Genomic DNA, 24,085 nt, shown 5'->3' with positions numbered 1-24,085 from the left:
GCCCGTCATGCACTACCCGATGTCGATGGGTTCGTCACGCGCCGCTGCGGCCCACGGGTCCTCCGCCGACCCGCCCGAACGCTGCGATCGGTCCGACGTCCGCGATCCGCCGGACGGCTGCGATCCGCCGGACGGCCCGGACCCGCTCGAAGGCCTCGATCGGCTTGAGGGCCTGGGGTCGCGGGTGCGTTCGAAGGCTGCCATGACGTCGAACGCCGCCGCCATCAGTGACTGCCCGGCCTGCCGGACGTGCGTCGTGACGTCCGGGCCGGACTCGCGTGCCATCGCGATGGCACGGCAGATGGGGCAGTTGCGGCACTCGGGGGCCCCGGTCGCGATGTGCGGATCCTCGGCCGTGGCCCGGCTCCACACGTCGTCGTCGCCTCCGGCACTGGCATCGCGCGCGCCTCCGGCGCCGCGGTCGCCCGCGTCGTCTCCGCCGATCCGGCGCCACAGAGAGTCGAAGAGCTTGACGGCCTCACTGAGGACATCGCCTGGCTGCTCGGTCATGAGAATATTTTCCATCTGTTGTCGGCGAGAAACCGTACCGCCCCGGACTCGGGAACGAAGATATTGCTCACCGCTCGACGTGTCGCTTCAGGCCCTTGAGGGCCGAGTCGATGATGCGCTTCTCGGCCTTGCGCTTGACCATGCCGATCATCGGGACCCGCACGTCCACCGCCAGCTCGTAGGTGACCTCGGTCTCCGCGTCGCCCTCGGCGAGGGAGTACCTGCCGTGCAGGGCGGTCACGACGTTTCCCTTCTCCACCAGTTCCCAGCGGACGGAGTCGTCATCCTCCCAGTGGTAGGAGAGGCCGACCGTATCGCTGAACGGGCCGCCGTCGAAGGTCAGCTTGGCCCGCGTCGCCCGGCCGTCGGGGCCGGTCTCCTGGACGCTGAACTCGCGGATGCCGCTGGCCCAGTCCGGGTAGGCCTCAAGATCGGCGATCACCGCCATGATCTCGGCCTTGCCCGCCTTGATCGTGGTCGAAGAACTCGTCCGGTCCGCCATGTGCGTTCCCTTCCTCTGGCTCGGCATGCACGCGCCCGCTAAGAGGCTCGGCGTTTCAGCAAGTATTTTTCACACGGACAACACGTAAGGCACCCCGCTGGCCCGGAAATGCCCCACATTCACGCATTCGGTCCGTCCGATGCGCATGCGCCGGGCGAGGGGTTGGTGTACGTGCCCGAAGAGCACGTATTTCGGCTGCGTCCGGTGGATGGCCTCCAAGACGGCCTCGCTGCCCCGCTCGAACCGCCGGGCGACCGTGTCGTACAGCAGCTCGGGCACGGCCGGCGGGATGTGGCAGCACAGCACGTCGACCTCCCCCACTGCGGCGACCTTGGCGGCGTAAACGTCGTCGTCCAGCTCGTACGGCGTGCGGTACTCGGTGCGCAGGCCCCCGCCGACGAACCCGAAGCGGAGGCCGCCCAGTTCGACGACCTCACCGTCCAGGACGGTATGCCCATCCTTCACGTGCGCGGGCCACATGTGAGGGACGTCGACATTGCCGTAGGTGAGGTAGGCCGGAACGGGCATCGCTTCGAACAACTCTTCGTACTGCCTGTGCACAGCACGTTCTATATGCGGCCAGGCGTCCCCGTCGAGCGACTCCCACATGCGCCGGGAGAAGTCCCGGGCCTCGTCGAAGCGCTTCTGGGTCCGTAGTTCGATGAATCGGTCGGCGTTCTCCTGCCCGAACAGGTCGGCGAAGATGCCCTGCCCGTGGTCGGAGTAGTCGATGAACAGGATCAGGTCGCCCAGGCAGATGAACGCGTCCGCCCCGTCGCCCGCGCGCTTGAGGGCCTCCGCGCGGCCGTGGACGTCGCTCACCACATGGATCCGCATGAACCGACTCTAATAGGACAGGAACCGAATGAATGACCCCTGCCTTGCCGGGTGTCAGCGGCACGAGTCCGCAAGGCTGGTCGCCGGTGGCGGCGCGAGTCCGCGGGGCTAGTCGCCGGTGGCGGCGGAGACCAGGGCCCGCCACTCGCGCACCAGGGACGCGTCGACCGGGGCCTCCCAGGCTCCGTCGGGACGCACGGCCGTGCCGACGTGGAACTTGGCGACGCCGGCCGCCCCCAGGATCGCCACGTGCTTGCGGCGCAGCCCGCCCCCGGCCATGATCATGCCGGCGGACGCGGGGCCCTCGGCGGCACGGCGGACCAGCAGGTCCACGCCGCTGTCGACGCCCCGGGACGAACCCGCGGTGAGAACGGTGTCGAGCGTGCCGCCCAGCTCCTTGACCGTCGTCCACGCGGGCACCGGGTCGAGAGCGTGGTCCAGCGCACGGTGGAAGGTCCAGGGCAGCGGAGTGACGACGGCCGCCAGCTTGTTGGTCGCACCGATGTCGATCTGGCTGAACGAGTCGAGGAAGCCCAGCACGAAGCCGTCCACACCCGCCTTCTTGAGGGTCTCGGCGGCGGCGCGGAGCCGGTCGAGCTCATGCGCGGACGTGCGGAACCCGGCGTTGGCCCGCAGCATCACCCGCAGCGGCAGCGACGTGACGTCCCTCATCCTCGCCACCACGTCCGGATCGGGCGTGAGACCGTCGGCGGCCATGTCCGCGACGACCTCGATCCGATCCGCGCCGCCCTCCTGGGCCGCCCTCGCGTCGGCGGCGTCCAGCGCGATCACCTCGAGCAGCGACATGGCCCTCCCCGAATCACATCCGTGAGACTCCCCGCATCGTTCCTGCTCAAGGGTAGGCGAAGGGGCGGCCATGTCCGGGTGGCCAGTGCCGGACTTTGCCTCACCGTTAACCGGGAACCAAATCACGCAGGGGTGAACAGATGCTTTCCTACCGGTGGGTATCCTCTGCATTAAGGAAGCCTGTACCGTCTTGCCCGCCGTTTGCAGCGCCCAAGCAAGGAGTAGGCCGTGCGCGAGTTCAGTGTCCCCGCCATGGTGGAGGTCCCCGAATCCACCAATCTGACCGACGCGCCGTTCGACCGAGCCGCCCAGCAGCCAGGCCAGATCGTCCTTCGCCGCAAGGACGGGAATGCCTGGCGGGCCGTGACCGCGGGCGAGTTCGCCAACGAGGTCACCGCCATCGCCAAGGGCCTGGTCGCCACCGGCATCGAACCCGGCGACCGTGTCGCCATCATGTCCAAGACGCGGTACGAATGGACCGTTCTCGACTACGCCGTGTGGACCGCCGGCGCGGTGGCCGTGCCGATCTACGAGACGTCCTCCGCCGAGCAGGTCCAGTGGATCATCGGAGACTCCGCGACCAAGGCCGTCTTCGCCGAGACCGACAAGCACGAGGCCGTGATCGCCGAGGTCCGGGACGAGCTCCCGGACCTCGATCATGTCTGGGGCATCGACACGGGCGGGCTCGACGCCGTGGTGGCCCAGGGCAAGGACGTCACCGACGAGGTGATCGAGGAGCGGCGCCGCAGCCGCACCGGCCAGGACCTGGCCACGCTCGTCTACACCTCCGGCACCACCGGTCGCCCCAAGGGCTGCGAGCTCACGCACGCGAACTTCGTCCTGACCTCCCGCAACGCCATCCAGGGCGCGATCGCCGAGGTCGCGGTCGACGGCAGTTCGACGCTGCTGTTCCTTCCGCTGGCGCACGTGTTCGCCCGGCTGATCGAGGTCGCCTGCATCGAGGGCGGGATCGTGTTGGGGCACAGCGACATCGCCAGCCTGCTGCCCGACCTCGGCTCGTTCCAGCCGACCTTCCTGCTCGCGGTGCCGAGGGTCTTCGAGAAGGTCTACAACGGCGCCGAGCAGAAGGCCGCGGGCGACGGCAAGGGCAAGATCTTCGCCGCCGCGGCGGACACCGCGATCGCCTACAGCAAGGCCCTCCAGAACGGCGGGCCCGGCCTCGGCCTCAAGCTCAAGCACAAGGTCTTCGACGTGCTGGTGTACGGCAAGCTGCGCGCCGCGGTCGGCGGCCGGGTCCAGTACGCCGTGTCCGGCGGTGCGGCGCTCGGTGAGCGGCTCGGCCACTTCTTCCGCGGCGTCGGGATCACGATCCTGGAGGGCTACGGCCTGACCGAGACCACCGCCCCCGCGACCGTCAACCGGCCCACCGCCATCAAGATCGGCACCGTCGGGCGGCCGATCCCTGGGGTGACGATCCACATCGCCGAGGACGGCGAGGTCCTCGTCCAGGGCGTCAACATCCTGACCGGCTACTGGAACAACGAGACCGCCTCCAAGGAGGCCCTGGAGGACGGCTGGTTCCACACCGGCGACCTCGGCTCCCTGGACGCCGAGGGCTACCTCAAGATCACCGGGCGGAAGAAGGAGATCCTCGTCACCGCGGCGGGCAAGAACGTGGCGCCCGCGCCGCTGGAGGACCGGCTGCGCGCCCATCCGCTGATCAGCCAGTGCCTGGTCGTCGGCGACGGGCGCAAGTTCATCAGCGCCCTGATCACGCTGGACGAGGAGGCGCTCACGCCCTGGAAGGACCAGCACGGCAAGCCCGCCGCCATGACCGTCGAGGACCTGCGCCGCGACCCGGACGTCATCGCCGAGATCGAATCCGCCGTCGCCGGCGCGAACAAGTCGGTCTCGCAGGCCGAGGCGATCAAGAAGTACGAGATCCTCGCCGTCGACTTCACCGAGGACGCCGGTCACATGACGCCCAGCCTCAAGGTGAAGCGCAACGTGGTCATGAAGGACTTCGCCGCCGAGATCGAGGAGATGTACTCCGCCTGACAGACCGGCCGGAGGCGGGACTCAGAGGCTTGGCGGCCGTAGGCAGGCTCAGAGGCTTGCGACCGCGGCCTCGATCGGCGTGTCGCCGTTCACGAGTTCCAGGGTGCGGCGCTCGACTCCGGACGCGTGCAGCAGTGCCACGATGACCGCGGCCACGTCGTCGCGGGTCACCTCGGCCCGGCCCACGTCCGGCTCGGCGAGCGTCACCTTGCCGGTGCCCTCATCGTTGGTGAGGACGCCGGGGCGCAGCACGATCCAGTCGAGGTCACGAGCCCGCAGGTCGTCCTCTGCCTCACCCTTGGCCTTGACATAGGCGGCCCAGACGTCGTCGGTCCTCCCGCGCGGCGGCTTCCCCGCCCCCATCGAGGAGACCTGGACGAACGTGCGCACGCCCGCCCGTTCCGCCGCGTCGGCCAGCAGCACCGAGGCCGCCCGGTCCACGGTGTCCTTGCGGGCGGTGCCGCTCCCGGGTCCCGCTCCTGCCGCGAACACCACGGCGTCCGCGCCGGTCAGCTGGTCGGCGACCTCGTCCACGGTCGCCCGCTCCAGGTCGCACACGACCGGCTCCGCGCCCGTCGCCCGTACGTCGTCGGCGTGGTCCGGATTCCGGATCAGGCTCAGCGCGTCGTCCCCACGGGCGGTCAAGAGCCGGGCCAGCCGCAGCGCGATCTGGCCGTGCCCTCCCGCGATCACTACGTTCATGGGGCCGATCATACGGACGCCCGCCCCCGCCGCCTCGTGGTGAGGCGGCGGGGGCGGGCACCAGCGGGGGGCGGTCAGCAGGTGCGACCGCTGTTGATGCAGTTGACGGCCTGCTGCATGAGCCCTTCGGGCATCACGTTCTCGAAGTCGGCATGGTCGGTGACCGGTGCGTGCCCCTGCTCGGGGAACGAGTCGACGGCGAACGCGACCGGCTGGGCGGGCAGGTTGTAGGAGAGCGTCATCTCCAGTTTCGGAATCGCCTGGGTGCCCTGCTGGCAGTTGCCCTGCTCATCAGGGAACGAGACGTGCGTCCGGTGGTTGGCGCTGTCGGTGTTCTGTCCGTCCCAGCAGCTGGGGAACTCCAGAACGCGTTGCACCTGGCTCCCGCCCGGGCAGAGCGGGTACTTGTCGGTGAGCACGCGGTCCTCGCCACTGCAGGTCCACTGGGCGCGGGCGTTGGCCGTCCCGTTCGTGCCCGCCTTGGCGTCTCCGGTGATCATCCGCAGGAACCGCGGCATCGCGGTCACGTCGCCCTGCGCGTTGCCCTTGAAGGTCATGCTCGCCTGGACGGGCGCGACGATGCGGCCGACGTTGCCGTCCGCGGTGCTCTGCTGTGCCTGGTTGGAGTTGTCCTGCTGGTTGCGCACGCGCATGACGGGCCAGAAGTACGTGGACTGGTCATTTTGGGCGCACGTGGTGCCGGCCGCAGCGAGGCTCTCGTCTGTCGAGAAGCCATCGGTGGACAGGTTGCCCACGTAGTCGTGAATGTGGTGTGCGCCGTTCTGGACGCCGGGAGCCACGATGAAGTTGTCGGGGTTGTGGTGCTCATTCTCGTTCGTGCCGCAGCGCGAGGTGAACGAGCCTGTGGAGGCGTTCTGGCCCTCCTGGGCCTCGGCCTTGGCCTGCCCCTGCTGAATGGGGACGAAGTCGGCCGCGACGGGCCCTTCCTTTACCTCCTGCTGCTGTTCGTCGCCTTGGTTGCCGTTGTTCTGGTCGCCGTTCTGGTCGCCGTTCTGGCCGTTGTTCTGGTCTCCGTTCTGGCCGTTCTGGTCACCGTTCTGGCCGTTCTGGCCGTTCTGGCCTCCGTTCTGACCGCCGTTCTGGTCGCCGCCGTTCTGGCCACCGTTGTTCGGATCGTTGGGATCGACCTGGCCGCCGTTCTGGCCGCCGTTGTTCGGATCGTTGGGATCGACTTGGCCGCCGTTCTGGCCGCCGGTGTTCTGGCCACCGTTCTGGCCGGCGCCGCCGTTCTGGCCTCCGTTCTGGTCACCGCCGCCCTGATCGGGTGGATCGGTCGGATCTGCCGCGACCACGGCGCTCAGCCGTGCCTCGGGGGCCGCACCCGCCTGCGCCTCGGTCGCCGAGGCGAGGAGCAGCAGCGCCGGGATGACGACCGCGATGCCTTTCTTTCTACCCATTTCGATCTCCTTGGAAGCTGGCTTTCAATCCCGTCAGGTATTGAGAGCCTCTCTGGTGGCCAGACCCGTGCTCTCCAGCAACGTCATATGTGTGTTGACGTATTTGAGAGAACGCTCGGAGAACGCCCGTATCTCGGAGTTCTCGGTCTCCGCCCGCACCTTGGCGATGGTGCCGAAGACCTTGCCGTGCGCCGCACGCAGGCGGAGCACGAAGGTCTGGTCGTAGTCCGCGCCGAACTTGCTCGACAGCTCGGCCAGCCAGCGCTTCTGGTCGGCGTTCGGCTCACTGGGCAAGATCACCCCGAGCCGCGCCGAGGTGGCCCGGACGTCCTCGTCGAGCTGCCCGTGCTGCTCCATGATCATGTCCCCCACCTCCTTCACTCTGGCGCTGGAAGCCCGCTGCTGGGCCTGTTGCCCCGCGGGCATCTCCCAGAGACCGGCTCGCCGGACGGCGGCCAGCAACTCGCGGTCCCCCTCGGAGAGCCGTCCCCAGCGGGTCTCTGTCACTCCGCCTCTGGTCTCGCCGTCAGCCGGCGCGCTGGGCGGACTCAGGACGACGACGAGCGCCGCGATGACGGCGGCGGCCGCAGCCGCCACCAAGAGGAACTGACCGCGTCCCAGCCGCCGCATGGTGCGCGAGTCCGCGAGGCCGTACGACTTCCTCAAGGTGACCATGCTCCTTTCCGGGAATGCACCTGATCGACCCCAACAGGGGTTGTCATGGGATACGCAACTCCCGTGGCAGGGGGTTCAGGAGTCAAAGACTTTTTCGCAACATTTTCTGAGGCATTTTCAGGCATGCCAAAAGAAGCCCCGCCACCTGTTTTCACAATGTGTTCAGGAACGGCGCGCCGAGTCCCCCGGGATGCTGCTCGTGATGCGCAGGGCGAGGGCCGGGCACATGGCCACCGCCCGCTGTACGTCGCGTTCCATCCAGCTCGGGACGTCGGAGCCGAGCACGACCGGGAAGCCGTGCCGGTCCAGCTGGATGAGTTCGGGCACGAGATAGGCGCAGAGACCGTGCCCGTCGCACCGGCTCCAGTCGATCGCCACGCGGCCCTCGGCGCCGGTCGGCACCGGCAGCGGCAGCACGCCGAACACCGGCATCCCGCACGAGCCCCCGTACCGGTGCATCTCGATGTCGGGGCCGAAGGCCTCGACGGCCGACAACACGAATTTCGCCGTCCCGTCCGGGTGGCTGCAGGCGCCGCGGCCACGGCCGATCCCCGCCGCGCGGCGCACGTCGTCGATGCTGCCCGACCCGTCGGCCAGCGCGGTCAGCGTGCGCACCACGTCCGGCAGGCCGAGACGGCAGGGCCCGCACTGCCCGGCGGACTGGGCCGCGAGGTACGAGGCGATCCGGGTGACCTCGCCGAGCGGGCAGGTGCCCTGGCCCAGCGGCAGGATGATCCCCGCGCCGACCGTGCCGTTCACCGCCCTCATGCCCTTCCGCGACAACACGGCGCGGGCGACGCCCAGCGGGTCGAGCCACATGCCGTGGTAGCCGCCGACCAGGACACCCTGGCCCGGCGGCACGTCGCAGTGGTCGAGGACCGCCTGCAGCGGCGTGCCGTACGGTGCTTCGACGACCCTGGTGCCGCCGATGGTCAGCAGCGTGGTGCCGGGCTCGTCCTCGGTGCCGGCCGACGCGTACAGGTCGGGGCCGAGCGAGGTCAGCACGGCGAGCTGGGCGAACGTCTCGGTGTTGGACAGCAGCGTGGGGAAGCCGTCGACACCGGACTCGGACGCCCGGACCTTGACGCCGGGCGGGATCGGGGTCTCCCCGTTGATCGCCCGGATGACCGAGCCGCTCTCGCCGGAGATGAAACGTTCGGTCAGCCGGACCACGCGGGCGGGCATGGCCCGTTCGGCGATGGCGGCACGGACCGACCGGGCCGCCTCGTCGTCCTCGACCGCCACGACGATCCGCTGCGTGCCGAGGGCGGTGGCGGCGATGACCGCGCCGTCCAGCACGAGGTGCGGGGCGCGGGTGAGCAGGACCTTGTCCTTGGAACTGCCCGGCTCGCCCTCCGCCCCGTTCACCACCACGACCGCGTCCTCGTGCGACCGCCGCCGGTCCGCCGCCTCACCCGGCAGGAGCTCGGACGCGCCCTCAGGGGAGGTGATCTGCGCGGCGACGGCCATCAGCTTGCGCGCGAACGGGAAGCCCGCTCCGCCGCGGCCGCGCATGTCCACCTGCTCGGCCAGCTTGACCAGGTCGTCGAGCACGGGCGCGTACAGCTTGCCGTGCACGGCCAGGTGCCGGTCGAGGTCGAGCCGTTCGAACCTGTCGAAGCCCAGCGTCAGCCGGGGCCCGCCGATGTTGCTGACGGTGACGGTCGAGCTCATCCAAGCACCTCGGTCTCACGTTCTCCGGACGCGGCGCGCGCGGCGCGCGCTGCGGGTGCCGACGCGGACGCGGGCGCGGCGGCCGACCGGCTGGGTCCCCGCTCGCGGATCGGCTGTGCCAGTGGCGCACCCGCGGTGTCGCCGACGTACCGCACGGTCCGCGGCCGGATCCCGACGATCATCCGGGTGGTCAGCCCGAGCGCCACGGCGCCCGCGCAGAGCAGGTAGCTGAGCGTCACCCAGTTCGCTGCCGGACGGCCCGCGGTCAGCCCGTGCCAGATGGCGACCGGCCAGCTGAGGTAGGCGACCGCGTGCATCGACCGCCACACCCACGGCTTGGAGCCGAACGCGAAGCGGCGGCGCATGAGCCCCGTCACGACGATCAAGATCATCAGATCGAAGGCGACCGTGCCGATCCCGATCGGGCCGGCGGTGGGGATGAAGATCTGGGACGGCGCGGCGAGCCCGCTCAGCACCTTCACCATGATGTGCGCGATCAGGAAGGTCACCGCCAGCAAGGAGGCGGCACGATGCATACCCTGCGCCCAGACGCGGTGCTGGATGCGCAGGATGAGGCGGTCGGTGGCCATCAGCCCGGTGACGACCGACGTGGTCATCGCAAGCAGGGCGAGGACTCCCGCGTAGAACGAGAGGAAGCGCTGCACGTCGCCTGCCACCGCGGCACCGGCCGGGGTCGCCGCGCCGATCAGGACCGCGATCGACGCGACCACCACGATGCGAAGCGCCCAGCTCGGCAGCAGCGGATCATCACTGCTCTTGGTCTGCACTCTTCGAACCCTTCTTCTGCGTACCACCGGCCGGCGGAGTGCCGGGCCGGGCGCCGGGCGGCTCTTCAGCCGTGCCCGGCGGCTCCGTCGGCGGTACCGGCCCGAAATTGGCCATCAGCCCGCCGGGGAGCACCTGGAGAAGACCTCGTTCTGCGAATCCGAGGAGGGGACGGGCCCGCTCCCGGAAGAGCCAGCCCCCGATCTGCGCTCCGTCCAGCGGCACGTTCTCACTCGCGCCGCGGAGCGCGAACTGCACCTGGTCGCGGGGCGCCGGGGTACCGCCGCACGGCAGGTCGCCGCCGATCCGGCCGAGCGGGTCGCCCTGCTTGACCACGCTGCCGTCCCGGAGCTGCACGACGTCGCGCATGCGGTAGTAGGCGCTGGCGAGGCCGCTCGGATGGATCACCATCACGAAGCCGCGGCTCCCCTCCGCGCAGAACCGGTACAGCCGCCCGTCACCGGCGGCCGCCACCTGGCCGTCGCCACCCTGGAAGGCCAGGGTGGACAGCGGCCGCGCACCGGCCGCTTCGCCCGTGCTGAGCGTCCAGACCCCGCCGACCCGCCAGGGCAACATCAGGCCGTCGCCGACGCGCGTGCCGTTGGTGGCGGGGGCGGCCCGCCCGGCCGTGGTGGCGCTGTGCCTGCCGAGCAAGCGCGCCTCGCTGACCGACATCATCGCGGGCGGCATCCGGCCGACGAGCCCGGCGAACGCGGCGGTGCCCGACAGCGCGGGCTGCCATCGGCCCGCCGTCCAGCGCGCCGCGAACAGCGCGACGTGCGGCATCGACGGCTTACCTGCGGGCACGGGCACCGCCGCGGTGCCGAAGGCCCAGGTCCGGTCACGGCTCAACCGGCTGACCACGACCACCGGTGGCTTGTCCGCGGCGACCCCGTACTCCTGCAGCGCCGCCGCACCGCGCTGAGCCGCCGTGAGGTCGCGGACCTGTGAGGTCAGCACCTGGAGGTCGGGCACCGCTGCTCCGGTCCCTCCTCCGCCGCCGCCACCGCTCTGCTGGGGCGGCGCCTGCCTCTGCGGGTTCCGGTTCGGAAGTGCCGCCTTGGAGCTCGGCCTGTCCAGGCGACGCTCGGCCCCGGCCGGACCGGACGCCCCGATCGGCCCGCCTTCGAGCACGCTCCGTTCGACGACCGCCAGCAGCGCGAGACCGGTAACGATCGAGAACACGATGGCCCCCGCGTTCATCCGGTCCGCCCCGAACGACCGGCGCGCCGGCCCCGCCGGGCGCTTGGGACGCCCGACCGGCTCCCGTCCCGGCCGCCGCCCGGACGAACCCGCCCGGCGCGGCCGCCGCTCGGGCTCGGACTCTCCCCATCCCGCGTCCTCGAGCGCCGCCCACCGCTCGGACTCGGTCGCCGGCCGCCGCCGGGGCTCGGGCGAAGCATCCCGCCCGCGCTCGGAGGCACTCCGCCGTCCACGCTCGGGAGTGGCGCGCCGCCCACGTTCGGGAGCGCGCCGCCGCTCATGCTCAGGTGCGGTGGACCGTCCAGACTCGGATGCCGCCCAAGGCTCGGCCTCAGGTGCATCCAATTCCTCAGTCACAGGTGCGGTGGGCCGCTCAGTCTCAGGCAGGACAGGCCGCCCAGACCCGGACGCCGCCCGCTGTCCGGCCTCAGGCGCTCTCCACCCCGCGGCCGTGATGGGCCGCTCAGGCTCAGGCATGGCGGGCCGCCCGGGCGCAGACGCCGCCTGACGTCCAGCATCAGTCGCCCCCCAGCCCTCGGGCCGAGGCGTGGCGGTTTGCCCAGCCTCGCGTGCCGCAGACCATCCAGCCCCGGGCACCTGTCGCTGACCGCGCTCAGGCACCCGCCGCTGTGAGGGGGCAGGTGCGGGCGCAGGCGCAGGTGCGGGGGCCGGCATAGGCGCGGGGGCTGACATAGGCGGGGGAGCTGGTGCGGGGGCCGGCGTAGGTGTGGGCGCAGGTGCCCCCCATCCCTCAGCCCCAGACGCAGCAGGCCGCCCGCGCTCAGGCGCCACCGGGCGTCCAGGCTCAGGCGCCCGCCGCTGCCCAGGCGCAGCCATTCCTCGCGGCACAGACTCGGACGCTGCCCACCCCTGGGGCTGTGCAGCGGGCTGTGCCTCGGGCGGCGACTGCCGCCCGGGCTCGGGTGCAGCCGGGCCCCCGCGTTGTCCGGTTGGCGCCCACCGCTCGGGCCGACGTGTGGCGGACCATCCAGCCCCGGGCACCTGTCGCTGACCGCGCTCAGGCACCCGCCGCTGTGCAGGCGCAGGCGCCCCCAAGCCCTCGGACTCAGGTGTGGCGGGCCGCCCGGACCCGGGTGTGGCCTGGCGACCAGGCGCCGGCGTCCGGCGTCCGGACTCAGGAGCGCCCCGCCGCCCGGCATCAGGGGCCTGGCGACGTCCGGAATCAGTGGCCGGGCGTCGCCCGCGCTCGGGCGGCCTGCGCCCAGGCTCGGCAGTCCCACGCTGCTCGGATCTGGACGCAGCCTGTGGTCCCGGGCCGGGTGCCTGGCGCCCGGTCTCCGGCCCCGTCCGCTGCCCGGTCTCGGGCGCAGGCGGGCGTCCGGACTCCGGCGTCCGGCGTCCGGACTCGGGCGCGCCCCGCACTCCAGAAGCAGGGGCCGGGCGACGTCCACTCTCAGGTGGCCTGCGTTCAGACTCACCCGCACCCCACCGCTCGGTCTGGGGTGCGGGTGGCAGCGCAGAGTCCGGCACCGCCCACTGCTCAGTCTCGGGCGCGGGCCGGCGTCCACGCTCGGGCATCCGGCGTCCGGACTCAGGTGTTGCGCCCCGGTGTCCGGCATCAGCGGCCGGGCGACGCCCGCGCTCGGGCGGCCTGCGCCCGGGCTCGGACGTGCCCCGCCGCTCGGACTCGGATGTGACCGGCCGCCTGGACTCGGGTGCCGCTCGGCGTCCCCGCTCGGGTTTGGCGGGCTCGGGTGCCGCTCGGCGTCCCCGCTCGGGTTTGGCGGGCTCGGGCGCCGATCGGCGTCCTCGCTCGGACGCGCCGCGGCGGGAGTCGGACGTGGCGCGGCGGCGAGATGCCGCCCGCCGTCCGGGTTGCGGTGCCGACTGCCGGTCCATCTCCGGCATCGCCCGCCGCCAGGTCGGCGACATCGCCTGCTCGCCCGCCTCCGCAGGCGATGGCGTGGCCTGTGGCGGCGTGGGCGCAGGCGGCAGCTCAGGCTGCCGCTCGAGCCGCTGCCGTGATGGCTCCGCCTGCTTACGCCGACGGGACCGCTCGTCCCTCGACGTCCGCTGCCGTTGCCGCGGCTGCCACTCCAGGTCGGGACGCTCCCATGGCAGGGGGCGATCCCAGTTGTCGCGTCGCACCATGCCCTCTCCTGTCGAGGAGGCGGAGGTACGGCGAACGACGGCTTGATTCCTTCCGTACGCTCGGGTCCGCTCAAACCCGGGCGTACGTGCTTCCTGAGACGCCGTGGACACTACCGCTAGAGCCCGCTCTGCTCCAAGTAGTGCCCGTGGGCGGTTTACCCGCCCTGGCTTCCCCGGAGCATACGCCCCAGGGACCACTTTGATGAGAGATGGCGCCAAAAAAGCCGCCGGGAAACCCCGAAATCAGGGTCCCCTCTGTCATCGAAGTGCAGGTCACCGCATCTGGTGCAGGTCTTTCGAATCGGTGTCCCGAAGAGCAGTACGTGCGAACGCCATGACATGTTCACGCATCGCCTCGACTGAGGCGGGATCGTCCATCCTGCCGCCGACGAGGAGCTCGGCGAGCTGGGGCATGACCATCGGCATCATGGCCAGGCCCTTGAGGGTCATCAGGGTGCGGCCGACCTCGGGTGAGGGCTCCTGGCCCATGCGCGCGGCGAGCGATGCCACCGCCTTGCGGCAGCGCTCAGCCCGCCACTGTTGCTGCGGTAGGGCTCCCGGCCTGGAGTGCAGGCCCTCCCAGGTGAGCAGCCGCAGCAGCTCGGGATGGTCCTGGTAGTAGTCGAAGAGGTGCCCGACGTACTCGACGGGGTCCTCGCCGGGTTGCGGCGTGATCGCCGCGAACTCGTCCAGGGCGACCTGGATCACCGCGTCGAAGAGCTTCTCCTTGTTGCCGAAGTAGCCGTAAATGCGTTCCTTGTTGACGCCGGCCCGCTGGGCGATGCGGTCGACGCGCGCACCGGCCACGCCGTGCTCGGCGAACTCCTCGCGCGCGGCGGCGAGCAGCGCGTCCTTGGTGGTCAGGCTGTCCTTCTTCGGCATGGCCCACAGCATAGCCGGAACGCTACCAACTAGTTGGTTGACATCCAACCAGTTGGTTGGCTACGTTCCTCCGCATGACCACCGCCATGCGCACCACCACCGGACCGACCCCGGCCGACGCCTCCGAGTACGCGCCGTTCGCCCGCACGCTCGTGGTGTTCTCGATCACCGCGCTGCTGGCCACCGGCCAGCTCTACGGGCTGATCCCGCTGGTGAACGCGATCGCGGACGACTGGCACACCTCCCCCACCACGGTGACCTGGCTGATGACCGTCTACGGGCTCGGCTACGGGGCGGGCTTCCTGCTCTTCGGGCCGCTGTCGGACCGCTACGGGCGCCGCCGCGTGATCGTCACCGGTGTCGCCGCCACCGCGGTCGCCACGGTCCTCGTCGCCGCCGCGCCCGGTCTGGGAGCAGCGGTGGCGCTCCGGATCGTGCAGGGCATGACCATGGGCGCCTTCCCGCCGGTCGCGATGGCCTACGTGGGCGAACGCATCGAACCCCGGCGCCGGCTGGTCACGGTGACCGCGATGACGACCGGATTCCTGGGCGCCGCCGTCATCGGCCAGCTAGCCGCCCAGTGGCTGGCCGGATTCGGATGGCGGGTGTTCTTCCTTGCCGGGGCCGCCGCGTTCGCGGTCGCGGCCGTCGCCCTGCGCTGGGCGATGCTCCCCGACGCACCCGCATCCGGCACCTCGCCTCTCGACGCCTACCGGGTCATGCCGTCGCTACTGCGCTCACCCGACCTGCGCCTGTTGTACGCGGCGGTGCCCACGGTGCTCACCGCGTTCGTCGCGATCTACACGGGGCTCCAGCTCACCGGCACCACCGGCCTGCTGGGGTTGCGCGCCAGCGCGCTCCCCGTCATCCTCGCCATCCCGTTCCTCACGCCAACCCTGGCGCGGATCCCCGGGCCGCGCCGCGCCGCCGTCGCCCTGGCGGGGGCCGCCGCGGGCACCGGGTTCATCGGCCTGCTGACACCCGGCACCGTGGGTCTCGCGCTGCTGCTCATGGTGGTCACCGCCGGGATCGCGGTCGCCGCGCCCAGCCTGGTCGACACCATCGGCTCCCGGGGCGGGGAGGCGCGCGGCCCGGCGATCTCGCTGTTCACCGCGCTGCTGTTCGCCGGGGCGAGCCTCGGTCCGCAGGTCGCCGGGCTCTTCGCGGGTCACGGCATCGCCCCGCTCGCCTTCGTCCTGGCCGTCATGCTCGCCGTGGGCGCCGCCCTGACGGTCGCCGCCAGCCGCTCCTGACGGTCGCTGCCAGCCGTTCCCGACGTTCAGCGGACCTCGCCGAGGAACGAGGCTCAGCGGGCTTGGCGGGCTCGGCGGAGGAACGCCGCAGCGACGGGCACGGCGACCTTGGGCCCGGAGCCGCCGCCCTGCACGAACACCGAAAAGGCCAGGTCCCCGCGGTAGCCGATGAACCAGGCGTGGGACGGCTCCCCCGACCCGACCTCGGCGGTGCCGGTCTTGCCACCCATACCGGGCGGCAGGCGGGCACCGGCGGCGGTCCCCCCGGTCACGACCGCGCGCATCATGGCCCGGAGCGCAGCCGCGTCCGGCACCGCGTGCGACGGCCGGATCGGATCGCCGGCCCTGCGGATGAGCCGGGCCTCCACCATCCGCGGCGAACGCCACGTACCGTCCGCGACCGCCCCGGCGACGACCGCCATCATCAGGGGACTCGCCTGCACCCGCCCTTGCCCGATGGCGGCCTCGGCCAGTTCGGCACCGCCGTCCGGCTCGGGAAAGCTCCCCCGGGACGCGGGCACCCCAGGCGTGATGGGCTCACCGAAGCCGAGGTCGCGCGCACTCGCTGCCAGCTTGTCCGCCTTCAGCCGTTCGACTGCCAGGCGCGCGAACGCGGTGTTGCAGGACTGGGCGAACGCGTCGCGCAGCGAGGCCTGGCCCACCGGCTTCCCGTCGTGGTTGCGGATCGTGCGCTGTGCGGTGACCACCGTGGCGGGGCAGTCGGCCTTGCCCTCCGCGCTCATGCCGTCGCCCAGCAGGGCCGCCGCGGTCACCACCTTGAACGTGGAACCGGGCGCGTAGAGGCCGAGGAACGCGCCGCGGCCCCCCAAGCCGTCGGCCACGGCAAGGACCTCACCGGTGGACGGGCGCAGCGCCACGATCGCGGCCTCGCCCGGGGCGTCCTGGACGGCCCTCTCGGCGGCCGCCTGCACCCGCCGGTCCACCGTGGTGCGGATCTTCCGGCCCTTACCGCCGCCGAACAGCTTGACCCGCTGCACCGGACCGCCGCCGTCCTGCAACTCGATGGCCCAGGGCGTCGGGTCGTCCTCGTCCTCGCCCGCGTCCGGCTCCTCCTCGCCGGTGGCGAGCCGTGCGGCGAGCTCGCCGACGTACGGCTCCAGCGAACCGCCCTCGGGCAGCGCCCTGCCGTCGCGGTCGGTCAGGGTGAGCGCCGGCACCTCGATCTGGCGTATCCGCCATGACCCCATGCCCTTCAAGCCGGGGTAGAGCGTGGCGGGCGACCACAGCACCCGCCATCTGCCATCGACCTTGCCCAGCCGCAGCACGGACCGGAACGACCAGGTGCCGTGCCCGGACAACTCCCGGCTCACCATGAAGTCCAGCTGCGCGTGATCCGGCCCGGTGCGGGTCAGCCGACCTGGCCGCAGGTCGATCGACGTCACCAGGAGCCCGCGGGACAGTGACCGGTGCTGAGAGGCGAAGTTCGCCGGAGCGTTCGCGACCAGCTTCTCCATCCGCGTGAACGAACCTGTGCCCCATGCCGCGAGGTAGTCGGCCGCGACCTTCTCCGGACCGGGCCCACCGCGCCGTGGGACCACCCGCGCCGCCCCGACTCCGGTGGCGAGCACCAGGGCGATCATCCCGGCCAGCACCACGAGGCCACGTGAACGCATCGACGTCCTTCCCCTCAACGACCCGCCACGATCGTTACAGCAATTCCTGGCAATGAGAAGCATCCTGATGCCCATGTTTCGGGTGAGTTGTCATGCTTAGCGCCGTCTCAGTCATGCCTTAAGCGCGCCCTAATAGTGGAGACATGGGGCTTTTGGCGGCATAACTTCGGGAGTGTCATCCGGTCGACGACATGACGGAGGAGGTGCCCCGATGAGCAGAGAACAGACTGGGGCGGCCCACCCTTCTCCGGGGAGTCGCGACCGCATGCCGGGGTCGTGCCCGGCATTCCCGTCCACGCATCCGCGATCCCGCGGGACCGGCATTCCTGCACGGCGCGCCTACCTCCAGGTTCTCCCCCTAAAAAAGGGCGCCCAGCCGGCTCGTATGGATCACACCCCGACCTCGACAGGGGAATCGCGTGGAACTGGTCTCCGGGAATCCCGGCACGACCCCAACCGAACGCCGCCCAGCGGAGCTGCTCCGTTGAAAGGGCGGTCGAGCGGGGGCTAGGGGAAGACGTGAGGTGAGCGCTCCCGCCGGCGGCGCGGTGGCGGGGGCGCTCACCTCACATACTCCTCAGGGCCGGTTGAGTATCCGTACTCATGTCGACGACCCCGCAACGCGAGATCGTCATCTCATGAGCATCTCGCCCCGCTTGGAGTCCCGTGACCTCGGGACGCTCGGCCGCGCCGCCGGCATCGGAGCCCTGATCGGACTCGCCGCGGTCGCCCCCGTCCTGGTGACGGCCGTCGGCCCCCAGGTCCTGGCGGCCCTCCGCCCCGGCGGGCTCATCGGCCCGCACCTGCTGACCGGCCTCCGGCCCGGCGGAACGCTCACCGGCCTGCGTGCCGGCACCGGAGCCCTCACCGGGCTCAAGCCCCTCTCGATGCCCATCCCGGTGGGCCCGGCCGACCGCGTCCGCGTCACACTCCTCAAGGCTTCCTTGCGACGGCGCCTCGACGCCCTCCGAACGACCCGGACGTGACCGCGAGGTGACAATCTGGCACCGGCGCGGAAAATCCGCCGCCGAAGCCGGTCATTCCCTCCGTATGATCTTCCTGGCCCGGACCGCCGATCCGGCGGGGGACGGCGAGAGACCGCGCCAGGGGAGCTCTCATCGTGCGTCGTCGCTTCAGGCATGTCCTCGTGCCCGGAATCGTTCTGGCCATGACCACCGCACCGGGAACACCAGCCCACGCCCAGGCCTCATTCGCGAAGGCCGCGCCCATCAACCGGCCGGTCTACCTGATCCATGGCGTCCAGTGGGACGGCGGCACGGACTGCGAGGCGTCATGGCAGAACGCCAAGGCCGCCCTCCGCCGTGAGGGGTTCCGCGGGCCGCTGATCACCTGGGGCTACTACCGGGGCGACCGGCGCTGCTCGGTCATCTACCGGGGCGACGTCGACACCGGGATCACCGAGCTCGGCCGCCGGCTCGCCTGGGAGATCTACCGCCGCCATTCCCGGCACGGGCGACCGGTCGGACTCCTCGGCCACTCCATGGGCGGTCTCATCGCGGCCGCCGCCCTGGTGGGCGTGCACAAGCACGGCGGCCGGTCCCGGGACTGGCCGCCGTACCTGCGGGTCACGGACGTCGTCACACTCAGCACACCGTTCCAGAGCGTCGCCTGCGTGGCCGATCGGCTGCAGTGCCACGACCTGCGAGGCGGGAGCCCGTTCATGCGCTGGCTGGCGTCCTGCCAGAACGCTCAGGGCCGCGGCGGAACGGACTGGACGCTCGTCGGCGCGTACGACGACAACCGCGTGGTCCCCCGCTCGGCCCTGGGCACCAAGGCGCGACACAAAATCGTCTACCTGCGCGGGCAGCGCGTCACCCATCCCAACGTGCACTACATCGCCAAGGGCTCGCGCTGGAAGTTCCGCTACTCCCACCACTGGGGCAAGCAGGTGCGCCAGACGGCCAAGGGCGCTGCTCCGCTCCGGGTGGCGGCTCTGGCGCTTCGCTCCAAAGCCCAGTAGGCCCGGTCAGCCACCGAGCATGGCGTCAAGGCGGGCGGACTGGATCTTCCAGCGCCACTCGCGTTCGATCCAGGCGCGGCCCTGGTCGCCCATCTTGCGGGCCCTCTCCGGGTCCAGCAGGAGGTCGATCAGGGCCTCCGCGACCGCACGGACCGACCGTCCGGGGACGACCACGCCCGTCTCACCGTTCAGCACGGCGTCGGGCGCGCCGCCGGAGTCGCCCGCCACGACGGGCAGACCGGTGGCGGACGCCTCCAGGTAGACGATCCCCAGGCCCTCGACATCGAGCCCATGGTTGCGCGTCCGGCACGGCATCGCGAACACGTCGCCCGCGTCGTAGTAAGCGGGCAGCTCTTCCCAGGGCACGCTGCCAGTGAAGATCACCGAAGTGCCGCTGGGCGCAGCCAGCTTCTCCAACTCCGTCCGGTACGGGCCGCCGCCGACCAGCAGCAAGGCGGCGTCCGGGACCGCCTTCCGGACGTGCGACCACGCGTGGAGCAGCGCGTCCTGCCCCTTTCGTGGAACGAGCCGCGACACGCACACGACCACCGGCCGGCCCGTCAGCCCGAGCCGCGCCCGTACCTCCGCACCACCCGAGCCCCGGAAGTAGACCGTCTCGTCCACGCCCGGCGCCAGGCGCGCCATCCGTGCCGCCGCAGCCGGACTGAGGGCCCGCGCCATCCGGGACCGGGTGTACTCCCCCAGGTACGTCAGCACGTCCACGCCGTCACCGATCCGGCGCAGCAGGCTCCGCGCCATGGGCAGCGACGCCCACCCGGCCTCGTGCCCGTGGGTGATGCCGACAAGCCGCTCCGCCCCGTACCGCCGCAGCCCGGACGCCAGCAGCCCGAGCGGCGCGGACGCCCCGAAGAGCACCGAGTCACACCCCTCGGACCGGATGATCTCCCCCGCCCGGCGCAGCACGCGCGGCTCGGGCAGCATCAGCGACGTCGGGTGGCGGACCACCGGATACGGCTGCCCCGCGTCGAACTCGGCCGCGCCCTTCCAGGCCGGCGCGTAGACCACGACCGAGCCCGGCGGGCGCCGCAGCACCAGCCCCTGGACGAACGTCTGGATGCCACCCGGGCGCGGCGGGAAGTCGTTGGTCACGACGAGCGTCTTCGTCATCTCAATCCCAGCATCCCATGTCCCCTGACCGCGCCCCGCGCCGCGCCGCGCATTCCCGCACCCCGCGCCGCCCACGCCGCAAATCGCATCCGGCAACCCGCGCCGCGCACTCCGCATCCCGCGCCGCCCACGCCGCAAATAGCACCCCGCGCCCTGCAACCCGCACAACATAAGCAAGACCCGCCCCGGTGTCGGTGGCGGGTCTTGCTGTGGTGTGCCAGTGGTGCCGGGCCTAGCGGCTCAGCTCCTTGGGGCTCTTGCCCTCTTCGAGCTCGTGGCCGTCATGGCCGTCGCCGTGCTCATGCTCCTCGACCGGGATGTCATCGAAGGTCCAGGCGCGCTGGAGCCGCGACCGGAGCACTCCCAGCGGGCCCTTGGTCCCCGGGGCGGGAATGCCGTTGGCGTCCGTCGCCGGCGCCTCGGGCCTGGCGTTCTCCTTGGAGAGGATCGTGGTCCGCTCCTCCTCGCGCGCCGGCTCGTGCCGCTCGCTGAACCTGCCGTCCGGCGAGGCGACGATGATGCCGCTCTCCACGCCGTGGCCGATCGTGTTGGCGTCCGAGCGCTGCAGCCCCAGGCAGATGCGCTTGGTGATGATGTACGCCAGGATCGGGCCGAGGATGACCGTGACCCGGAAGAACCAGGTCGTCGCGAACAGCGAGATGTGGAACCTTTCGGCGATCACGTCGTTCGCGCCGGCCAGCCACAGCAGCCCGTAGAAGGCCACCGCCGCCATGCCCACCCCGGTGCGGACCGGGGCGTTGCGCGGCCGGTCGTTCACGTGGTGGCTGCGGTTGTCGCCGGTCACCCAGCGTTCGAGGAACGGCCAGACCGCGGCACCGGTGAAGATGATGCCGAGCGGCCCCAGCGCCGGGATCAGCACGTTCAGGCTGAGCGTGTGGCCCCAGGCGGTGAACTCCCAGTTGGGCATGATGCGCAGCGAACCTTCGAGGACGCCCATGTACCAGTCGGGCTGCGAGCCCGACGAGATCGCGCCCGGGTCGTACGGCCCGAACTGCCAGATCGGGTTGATCTGGGCGAACGCGCCGAGCAGCGCACACACCCCGAAGGTGAACAGGAAGTAGGCGCCCGTCTTGGCCATGAAGACCGGGTAGAACGGGTAGCCGTACACCTGCTCCTCGGTCTGGTTCTTGACCGGCATCGAGGTGTGCTTCTGGTGCCACATGATCATCATGTGCGCGGTGATCAGGGCCAGGAAGATGCCCGGGATCAGCAGGATGTGCAGCGTGAACAGTCGCGGGATCAGCTCGCCGTTCATGCCCTCGGGGAACTCTCCCCCGAACAGGAACATGTACCCGTACGTGCCGACCAGCGGGAGCGACTCGAGCACGCCCTGGGTGATCCGCAGACCCGTGCCGGACAGCAGGTCGTCCGGCAGCGAGTAGCCGAACAGGCCTTCCAGCATGCCCAGCGTGAACATCACGATGCCGATGAGCCAGTTGATCTCGCGCGGCTTGCGGTAGGCGCCGGTGAAGAACACCCGCAGCATGTGCGCCATGATCGACGCCATGAAGAGGATCGCGGCCCAGTGGTGGATCTGCCGCATGAGCAGTCCACCGCGGACGTCGAAGGTGATGTGCAGCGTCGAGGCGTAGGCCTGGGACATCTTCACGCCGCGCAACGGCTCGTACGAACCCTCGTACACCGTCTCGTGCATGCTCGGCTGGAACCACAGCGTGAGGAACGTTCCGGTCAGCAGCAGGATGATGAACGAGTACAGCGCGATCTCGCCCAGCATGAACGACCAGTGGTCCGGAAAGACCTTCTTCACGTTCCGCTTGAAGAAGCTGGTGGAACCAAGGCGCTCGTCGAGGAAGGTCAGCGGGCCGTCCACTGCCTTCGGTGCGGTCGCTTTCGGGGCGGTTGCCTTCGCGGCGTTCGCCTTCGGGGCGGTTGCCTCGCTCATCCACGCTCCCAGAAGCTCGGGCCGATCGGTTCGGGGAAGTCGGCGGTGGCCACGAGGTAGCCGTCCTCCACGGCGAGCGGCAACTGCGGCAGCGCCCGGGCCGCCGGCCCGAAGACGACCTTGGCCGCGTCGGTCGCGTCGAAGGTCGACTGGTGGCACGGGCACAGGATGTGGTGCGTGGTCTGCTCGTACAGGGCCGCCGGGCAGCCGACGTGCGTGCAGATCTTGGAGTACGCGACGATCCCGTTGACGTGCCAGTTCTCCCGGCCCTTGGCCGGCTTGAACTGGTCGGAGGGCACGTTGATGAGGATGGTCACCGACTTGGCGATCTCGTTGAGCGCGTGGTGGCTCTCCTCCACGCCCTCCGGCAGCACCGTGATCATGCCGCCCGGGCTGGAGAAGTCGCTCACCTTCAGCGGCTTGTTGGTGCCGTCGACGACCAGCCGGACACCCTTCTTGCCCTCGGCCTGCGCCTTCTTGACGGCCTCGCCCCAGAAGGTGTGGCGCAGCCGCTTCTCCGGCAGCGGGCCGAGGTCGCGCAGCAGAATCAGCGGGACCAGGCCCAGCGGCGCCGCGGCCAGCAGCAGCGTGCGGCGCAGCAGTGGCCGCTTGGTGATGCCGCTGTCCTCGGCGCCCTCCAGGAACTCCTGGGTGAACGCCTCGCGGGTCTCCGGGGGCGACACCATCTCGTGCCGTTCCTGGATGATCGGGGCGCTGGTCATCAGGCGCCGCACCCAGATCGTCACACCGATGGCCATCGCCAGGAACGACAGCGCCATCGTGCCGCCGAGCCAGAAGTTGGACTCCCGAGCGCGGAAGATGCCGTGCATGCCGCCGTCGCGGCCGCTCCAGCCGATGTAGTAGGCGATGAACGCCACGCTGCCGGCGAAGGCGAGCAGGAAGAACAGCGCGACGATCCGCTCGGCGCGCTTGGCCGCGTCCTCGTCCAGCTGCGCCCCCGCACCGGCGGGCGCGGGAGCCTCGTCGACGGCCAGTAGCTGCTTCTCCGCCGCCGGTGACGGGGTGCCGACCACGCGGTCGTGCGTGCGGCGCTCCTCCTGCGGTTCCGGCGTGCCGCCGGGTCCCTTGTTGTCGCTCATGACTTCTTCAGCTTCTTCGGCTTCTTGGCGGTGATCCACATGGCTGCCAGCACCAGCAGGCCCATTCCGATCAGCCAGCCGGCCAGGCCCTCCGACACCGGGCCGATGCGGCCCAGGCCGTTGCCGCCGGGGTTCGGCTCCTCACGCGACTGGACGATGTAGGCGATGATCGCCTGCTTGTCCTTCTCGGTGAGGGTGGTGTCGTTGAAGACCGGCATCGCCTGCGGGCCGGTCAGCATGGCCTCGTAGATCTGAGTGGGGGTGACGTCGCTCTTGCTGAGCGGCGGGGCGTACTTGCCACCGGTGAGCGCGCCGCCCTGACCGGTGAAGTTGTGGCACTGGGCGCAGTTGGTGCGGAAGAGCTTGCCGCCGAGCGCGGCGTCGCCCTTCTGCGGGTCGCCGACCTGCTCCTTGGTCGGCACGGCCGGGCCGCCGCCCATGGACGCGACGTACGCACGCAGGTCGGCCAGGTTCTTCTCGGCCTGGGCCTTCTGCTTCTCGGCCTGCGCCCGCTTCTCCGGGTCGTGGTAGTCGGTCTTGATCTCGGTGTTGAACTCGGGGATCGGCTCCTTGCGCGGCATCTGGGCGCCAGGGTTCATCGCGGGCATGCGGCCCGTGGCGACCTGGAAGTCGACCGATGCGGCGCCCACGCCCAGCAGGCTCGGTGCCAGCGAGTTGCCCTTGGCGTCCTTGGTACCCTCGCCGTTCCGACCGTGGCAGCTCCCACAGTTCTTGTTGAACAGCTGCTGACCGTTCTTCAGATCCGCGGCGGCCTGCGTGTTGTTCGCCGCCTCGGCACGGTCAGTCTGCGGCGAGAATCCGGCGTAGATGCCGGCGATCGCCGCCAGGGCCGCCAGCACGACGGCGTAGCCCGCCCAGGGGCGCCGTCGCCATGCGGTGATCCTTTTCACGGATATCCCCGTTCGGGTCATGTCGTC

The 24,085-nt window shown here is 70.9% G+C and carries 20 protein-coding genes; 4 read left to right on the top strand and 16 right to left on the bottom strand.

Going from position 1 to position 24,085, the window contains the following annotated elements; genetic code table 11:
- Positions 1–12: 12 nt before the first annotated feature.
- From ACH34W_RS05970 to ACH34W_RS05955, 4 genes are all read right to left on the bottom strand, one after another.
- Positions 13–510, bottom strand: a complete 498-nt coding sequence (locus ACH34W_RS05970) for a hypothetical protein (RefSeq protein ID WP_395959684.1) — start codon at positions 508–510, stop codon at positions 13–15.
- 67 nt (positions 511–577) lie between these two features.
- Positions 578–1,012, bottom strand: coding sequence for an SRPBCC family protein (locus ACH34W_RS05965; RefSeq protein WP_395959683.1), 435 nt, complete (start codon positions 1,010–1,012; stop codon positions 578–580).
- 69 nt (positions 1,013–1,081) lie between these two features.
- Positions 1,082–1,849, bottom strand: coding sequence for a metallophosphoesterase (locus ACH34W_RS05960; protein WP_395959682.1), 768 nt, complete (start codon positions 1,847–1,849; stop codon positions 1,082–1,084).
- Between the two features lie 108 nt (positions 1,850–1,957).
- Complete coding sequence (locus tag ACH34W_RS05955) at positions 1,958–2,656, bottom strand: copper homeostasis protein CutC (RefSeq protein WP_395959681.1); 699 nt, start codon at positions 2,654–2,656, stop codon at positions 1,958–1,960.
- Between the two features lie 228 nt (positions 2,657–2,884).
- On the opposite strand from ACH34W_RS05955, the gene ACH34W_RS05950 reads away from it, so the two are divergent.
- A complete protein-coding gene (locus tag ACH34W_RS05950) occupies positions 2,885–4,675 on the top strand; it encodes an AMP-dependent synthetase/ligase (protein ID WP_395959680.1) in 1,791 nt (596 codons plus the stop codon).
- Between the two features lie 48 nt (positions 4,676–4,723).
- On the opposite strand, the gene ACH34W_RS05945 is transcribed toward ACH34W_RS05950, so the two are convergent.
- The 7 genes from ACH34W_RS05945 to ACH34W_RS05915 all read right to left on the bottom strand — a co-directional run bounded on the left by ACH34W_RS05945 (position 4,724) and on the right by ACH34W_RS05915 (position 14,127).
- Positions 4,724–5,377 carry an SDR family oxidoreductase gene (locus tag ACH34W_RS05945; protein ID WP_395959679.1) on the bottom strand — a complete coding sequence of 218 codons (654 nt, stop codon included), beginning with the start codon at positions 5,375–5,377 and terminating at the stop codon, positions 4,724–4,726.
- A gap of 74 nt (positions 5,378–5,451) precedes the next feature.
- Positions 5,452–6,795, bottom strand: coding sequence for a DUF1996 domain-containing protein (locus ACH34W_RS05940; protein ID WP_395959678.1), 1,344 nt, complete (start codon positions 6,793–6,795; stop codon positions 5,452–5,454).
- Between the two features lie 33 nt (positions 6,796–6,828).
- The gene (locus ACH34W_RS05935) at positions 6,829–7,470 is read right to left on the bottom strand and encodes a DUF4142 domain-containing protein (RefSeq protein WP_395959677.1); all 642 of its coding nucleotides are present in this window, start codon (positions 7,468–7,470) and stop codon (positions 6,829–6,831) included.
- Positions 7,471–7,632: 162 nt separating this feature from the next.
- Positions 7,633–9,144, bottom strand: coding sequence for a ferredoxin (locus ACH34W_RS05930; RefSeq protein WP_395959676.1), 1,512 nt, complete (start codon positions 9,142–9,144; stop codon positions 7,633–7,635).
- Positions 9,141–9,932 carry a hypothetical protein gene (locus ACH34W_RS05925; RefSeq protein WP_395959675.1) on the bottom strand — a complete coding sequence of 264 codons (792 nt, stop codon included), beginning with the start codon at positions 9,930–9,932 and terminating at the stop codon, positions 9,141–9,143. Before ACH34W_RS05925 ends, ACH34W_RS05930 begins: the two co-directional genes overlap by 4 nt.
- On the bottom strand, positions 9,913–11,478 hold the full coding sequence (locus ACH34W_RS05920) for a hypothetical protein (protein ID WP_395959674.1): 1,566 nt from the start codon (positions 11,476–11,478) through the stop codon (positions 9,913–9,915). Before ACH34W_RS05920 ends, ACH34W_RS05925 begins: the two co-directional genes overlap by 20 nt.
- A 2,040-nt stretch (positions 11,479–13,518) precedes the next feature.
- Entirely contained in the window at positions 13,519–14,127 is a 609-nt protein-coding gene (locus ACH34W_RS05915) for a TetR/AcrR family transcriptional regulator (protein ID WP_395959673.1), read from the bottom strand.
- Positions 14,128–14,201: 74 nt separating this feature from the next.
- Here ACH34W_RS05915 and ACH34W_RS05910 point away from each other — a divergent pair, with 74 nt between their 5' ends.
- Complete coding sequence (locus tag ACH34W_RS05910) at positions 14,202–15,380, top strand: MFS transporter (RefSeq protein WP_395959672.1); 1,179 nt, start codon at positions 14,202–14,204, stop codon at positions 15,378–15,380.
- A gap of 53 nt (positions 15,381–15,433) precedes the next feature.
- Here the strand turns inward: ACH34W_RS05910 and ACH34W_RS05905 are convergent, their stop codons facing one another.
- The gene (locus ACH34W_RS05905; RefSeq protein ID WP_395959671.1) at positions 15,434–17,014 is read right to left on the bottom strand and encodes a penicillin-binding transpeptidase domain-containing protein; all 1,581 of its coding nucleotides are present in this window, start codon (positions 17,012–17,014) and stop codon (positions 15,434–15,436) included.
- A 638-nt stretch (positions 17,015–17,652) separates the two neighbouring features.
- On the opposite strand from ACH34W_RS05905, the gene ACH34W_RS05900 reads away from it, so the two are divergent.
- Positions 17,653–18,000, top strand: coding sequence for a hypothetical protein (locus ACH34W_RS05900; RefSeq protein WP_395959670.1), 348 nt, complete (start codon positions 17,653–17,655; stop codon positions 17,998–18,000).
- Between the two features lie 182 nt (positions 18,001–18,182).
- Complete coding sequence (locus ACH34W_RS05895) at positions 18,183–18,995, top strand: esterase/lipase family protein (protein ID WP_395959669.1); 813 nt, start codon at positions 18,183–18,185, stop codon at positions 18,993–18,995.
- A 6-nt stretch (positions 18,996–19,001) separates the two neighbouring features.
- Here ACH34W_RS05895 and ACH34W_RS05890 read toward each other — a convergent pair whose 3' ends face one another.
- The 4 genes from ACH34W_RS05890 to ACH34W_RS05875 all read right to left on the bottom strand — a co-directional run bounded on the left by ACH34W_RS05890 (position 19,002) and on the right by ACH34W_RS05875 (position 24,058).
- Positions 19,002–20,123: a glycosyltransferase family 4 protein gene (locus tag ACH34W_RS05890; RefSeq protein WP_395959668.1), complete on the bottom strand. Its 1,122-nt coding sequence runs from the start codon at positions 20,121–20,123 to the stop codon at positions 19,002–19,004.
- Between the two features lie 232 nt (positions 20,124–20,355).
- Positions 20,356–22,047, bottom strand: coding sequence for a cytochrome bc complex cytochrome b subunit (locus tag ACH34W_RS05885; protein WP_395959667.1), 1,692 nt, complete (start codon positions 22,045–22,047; stop codon positions 20,356–20,358).
- On the bottom strand, positions 22,044–23,147 hold the full coding sequence (locus ACH34W_RS05880; protein WP_395959666.1) for a Rieske 2Fe-2S domain-containing protein: 1,104 nt from the start codon (positions 23,145–23,147) through the stop codon (positions 22,044–22,046). The genes ACH34W_RS05885 and ACH34W_RS05880 overlap by 4 nt, the downstream gene beginning before the upstream one ends.
- Entirely contained in the window at positions 23,144–24,058 is a 915-nt protein-coding gene (locus ACH34W_RS05875; RefSeq protein WP_395959665.1) for a c-type cytochrome, read from the bottom strand. The genes ACH34W_RS05880 and ACH34W_RS05875 overlap by 4 nt, the downstream gene beginning before the upstream one ends.
- Between the last annotated feature and the right edge of the window lie 27 nt (positions 24,059–24,085).

Source organism: Actinomadura sp. 6N118, from assembly GCF_044326415.1.
Classification (GTDB): Bacteria; Actinomycetota; Actinomycetes; order Streptosporangiales; family Streptosporangiaceae; genus Spirillospora.
Note: the sequence above shows the minus strand (reverse complement) of the source record. Positions and strands in the feature narration are given on the sequence as shown.

What these genes read in the sequence shown, in the direction of transcription:
- ACH34W_RS05890 (WP_395959668.1), bottom strand. Translation starts at nt 20,123, where the DNA reads ATGACGAAGACGCTCGTCGTGACCAACGACTTCCCGCCGCGCCCGGGT.
- ACH34W_RS05915 (WP_395959673.1), bottom strand. Translation starts at nt 14,127, where the DNA reads ATGCCGAAGAAGGACAGCCTGACCACCAAGGACGCGCTGCTCGCCGCC.
- ACH34W_RS05905 (WP_395959671.1), bottom strand. Translation starts at nt 17,014, where the DNA reads ATGCGTTCACGTGGCCTCGTGGTGCTGGCCGGGATGATCGCCCTGGTG.
- ACH34W_RS05970 (WP_395959684.1), bottom strand. Translation starts at nt 510, where the DNA reads ATGACCGAGCAGCCAGGCGATGTCCTCAGTGAGGCCGTCAAGCTCTTC.
- ACH34W_RS05960 (WP_395959682.1), bottom strand. Translation starts at nt 1,849, where the DNA reads ATGCGGATCCATGTGGTGAGCGACGTCCACGGCCGCGCGGAGGCCCTC.
- ACH34W_RS05910 (WP_395959672.1), top strand. Translation starts at nt 14,202, where the DNA reads ATGACCACCGCCATGCGCACCACCACCGGACCGACCCCGGCCGACGCC.
- ACH34W_RS05900 (WP_395959670.1), top strand. Translation starts at nt 17,653, where the DNA reads ATGAGCATCTCGCCCCGCTTGGAGTCCCGTGACCTCGGGACGCTCGGC.
- ACH34W_RS05885 (WP_395959667.1), bottom strand. Translation starts at nt 22,047, where the DNA reads ATGAGCGAGGCAACCGCCCCGAAGGCGAACGCCGCGAAGGCAACCGCC.
- ACH34W_RS05965 (WP_395959683.1), bottom strand. Translation starts at nt 1,012, where the DNA reads ATGGCGGACCGGACGAGTTCTTCGACCACGATCAAGGCGGGCAAGGCC.
- ACH34W_RS05930 (WP_395959676.1), bottom strand. Translation starts at nt 9,144, where the DNA reads ATGAGCTCGACCGTCACCGTCAGCAACATCGGCGGGCCCCGGCTGACG.
- ACH34W_RS05935 (WP_395959677.1), bottom strand. Translation starts at nt 7,470, where the DNA reads ATGGTCACCTTGAGGAAGTCGTACGGCCTCGCGGACTCGCGCACCATG.
- ACH34W_RS05945 (WP_395959679.1), bottom strand. Translation starts at nt 5,377, where the DNA reads ATGAACGTAGTGATCGCGGGAGGGCACGGCCAGATCGCGCTGCGGCTG.
- ACH34W_RS05880 (WP_395959666.1), bottom strand. Translation starts at nt 23,147, where the DNA reads ATGAGCGACAACAAGGGACCCGGCGGCACGCCGGAACCGCAGGAGGAG.
- ACH34W_RS05895 (WP_395959669.1), top strand. Translation starts at nt 18,183, where the DNA reads ATGACCACCGCACCGGGAACACCAGCCCACGCCCAGGCCTCATTCGCG.
- ACH34W_RS05955 (WP_395959681.1), bottom strand. Translation starts at nt 2,656, where the DNA reads ATGTCGCTGCTCGAGGTGATCGCGCTGGACGCCGCCGACGCGAGGGCG.
- ACH34W_RS05940 (WP_395959678.1), bottom strand. Translation starts at nt 6,795, where the DNA reads ATGGGTAGAAAGAAAGGCATCGCGGTCGTCATCCCGGCGCTGCTGCTC.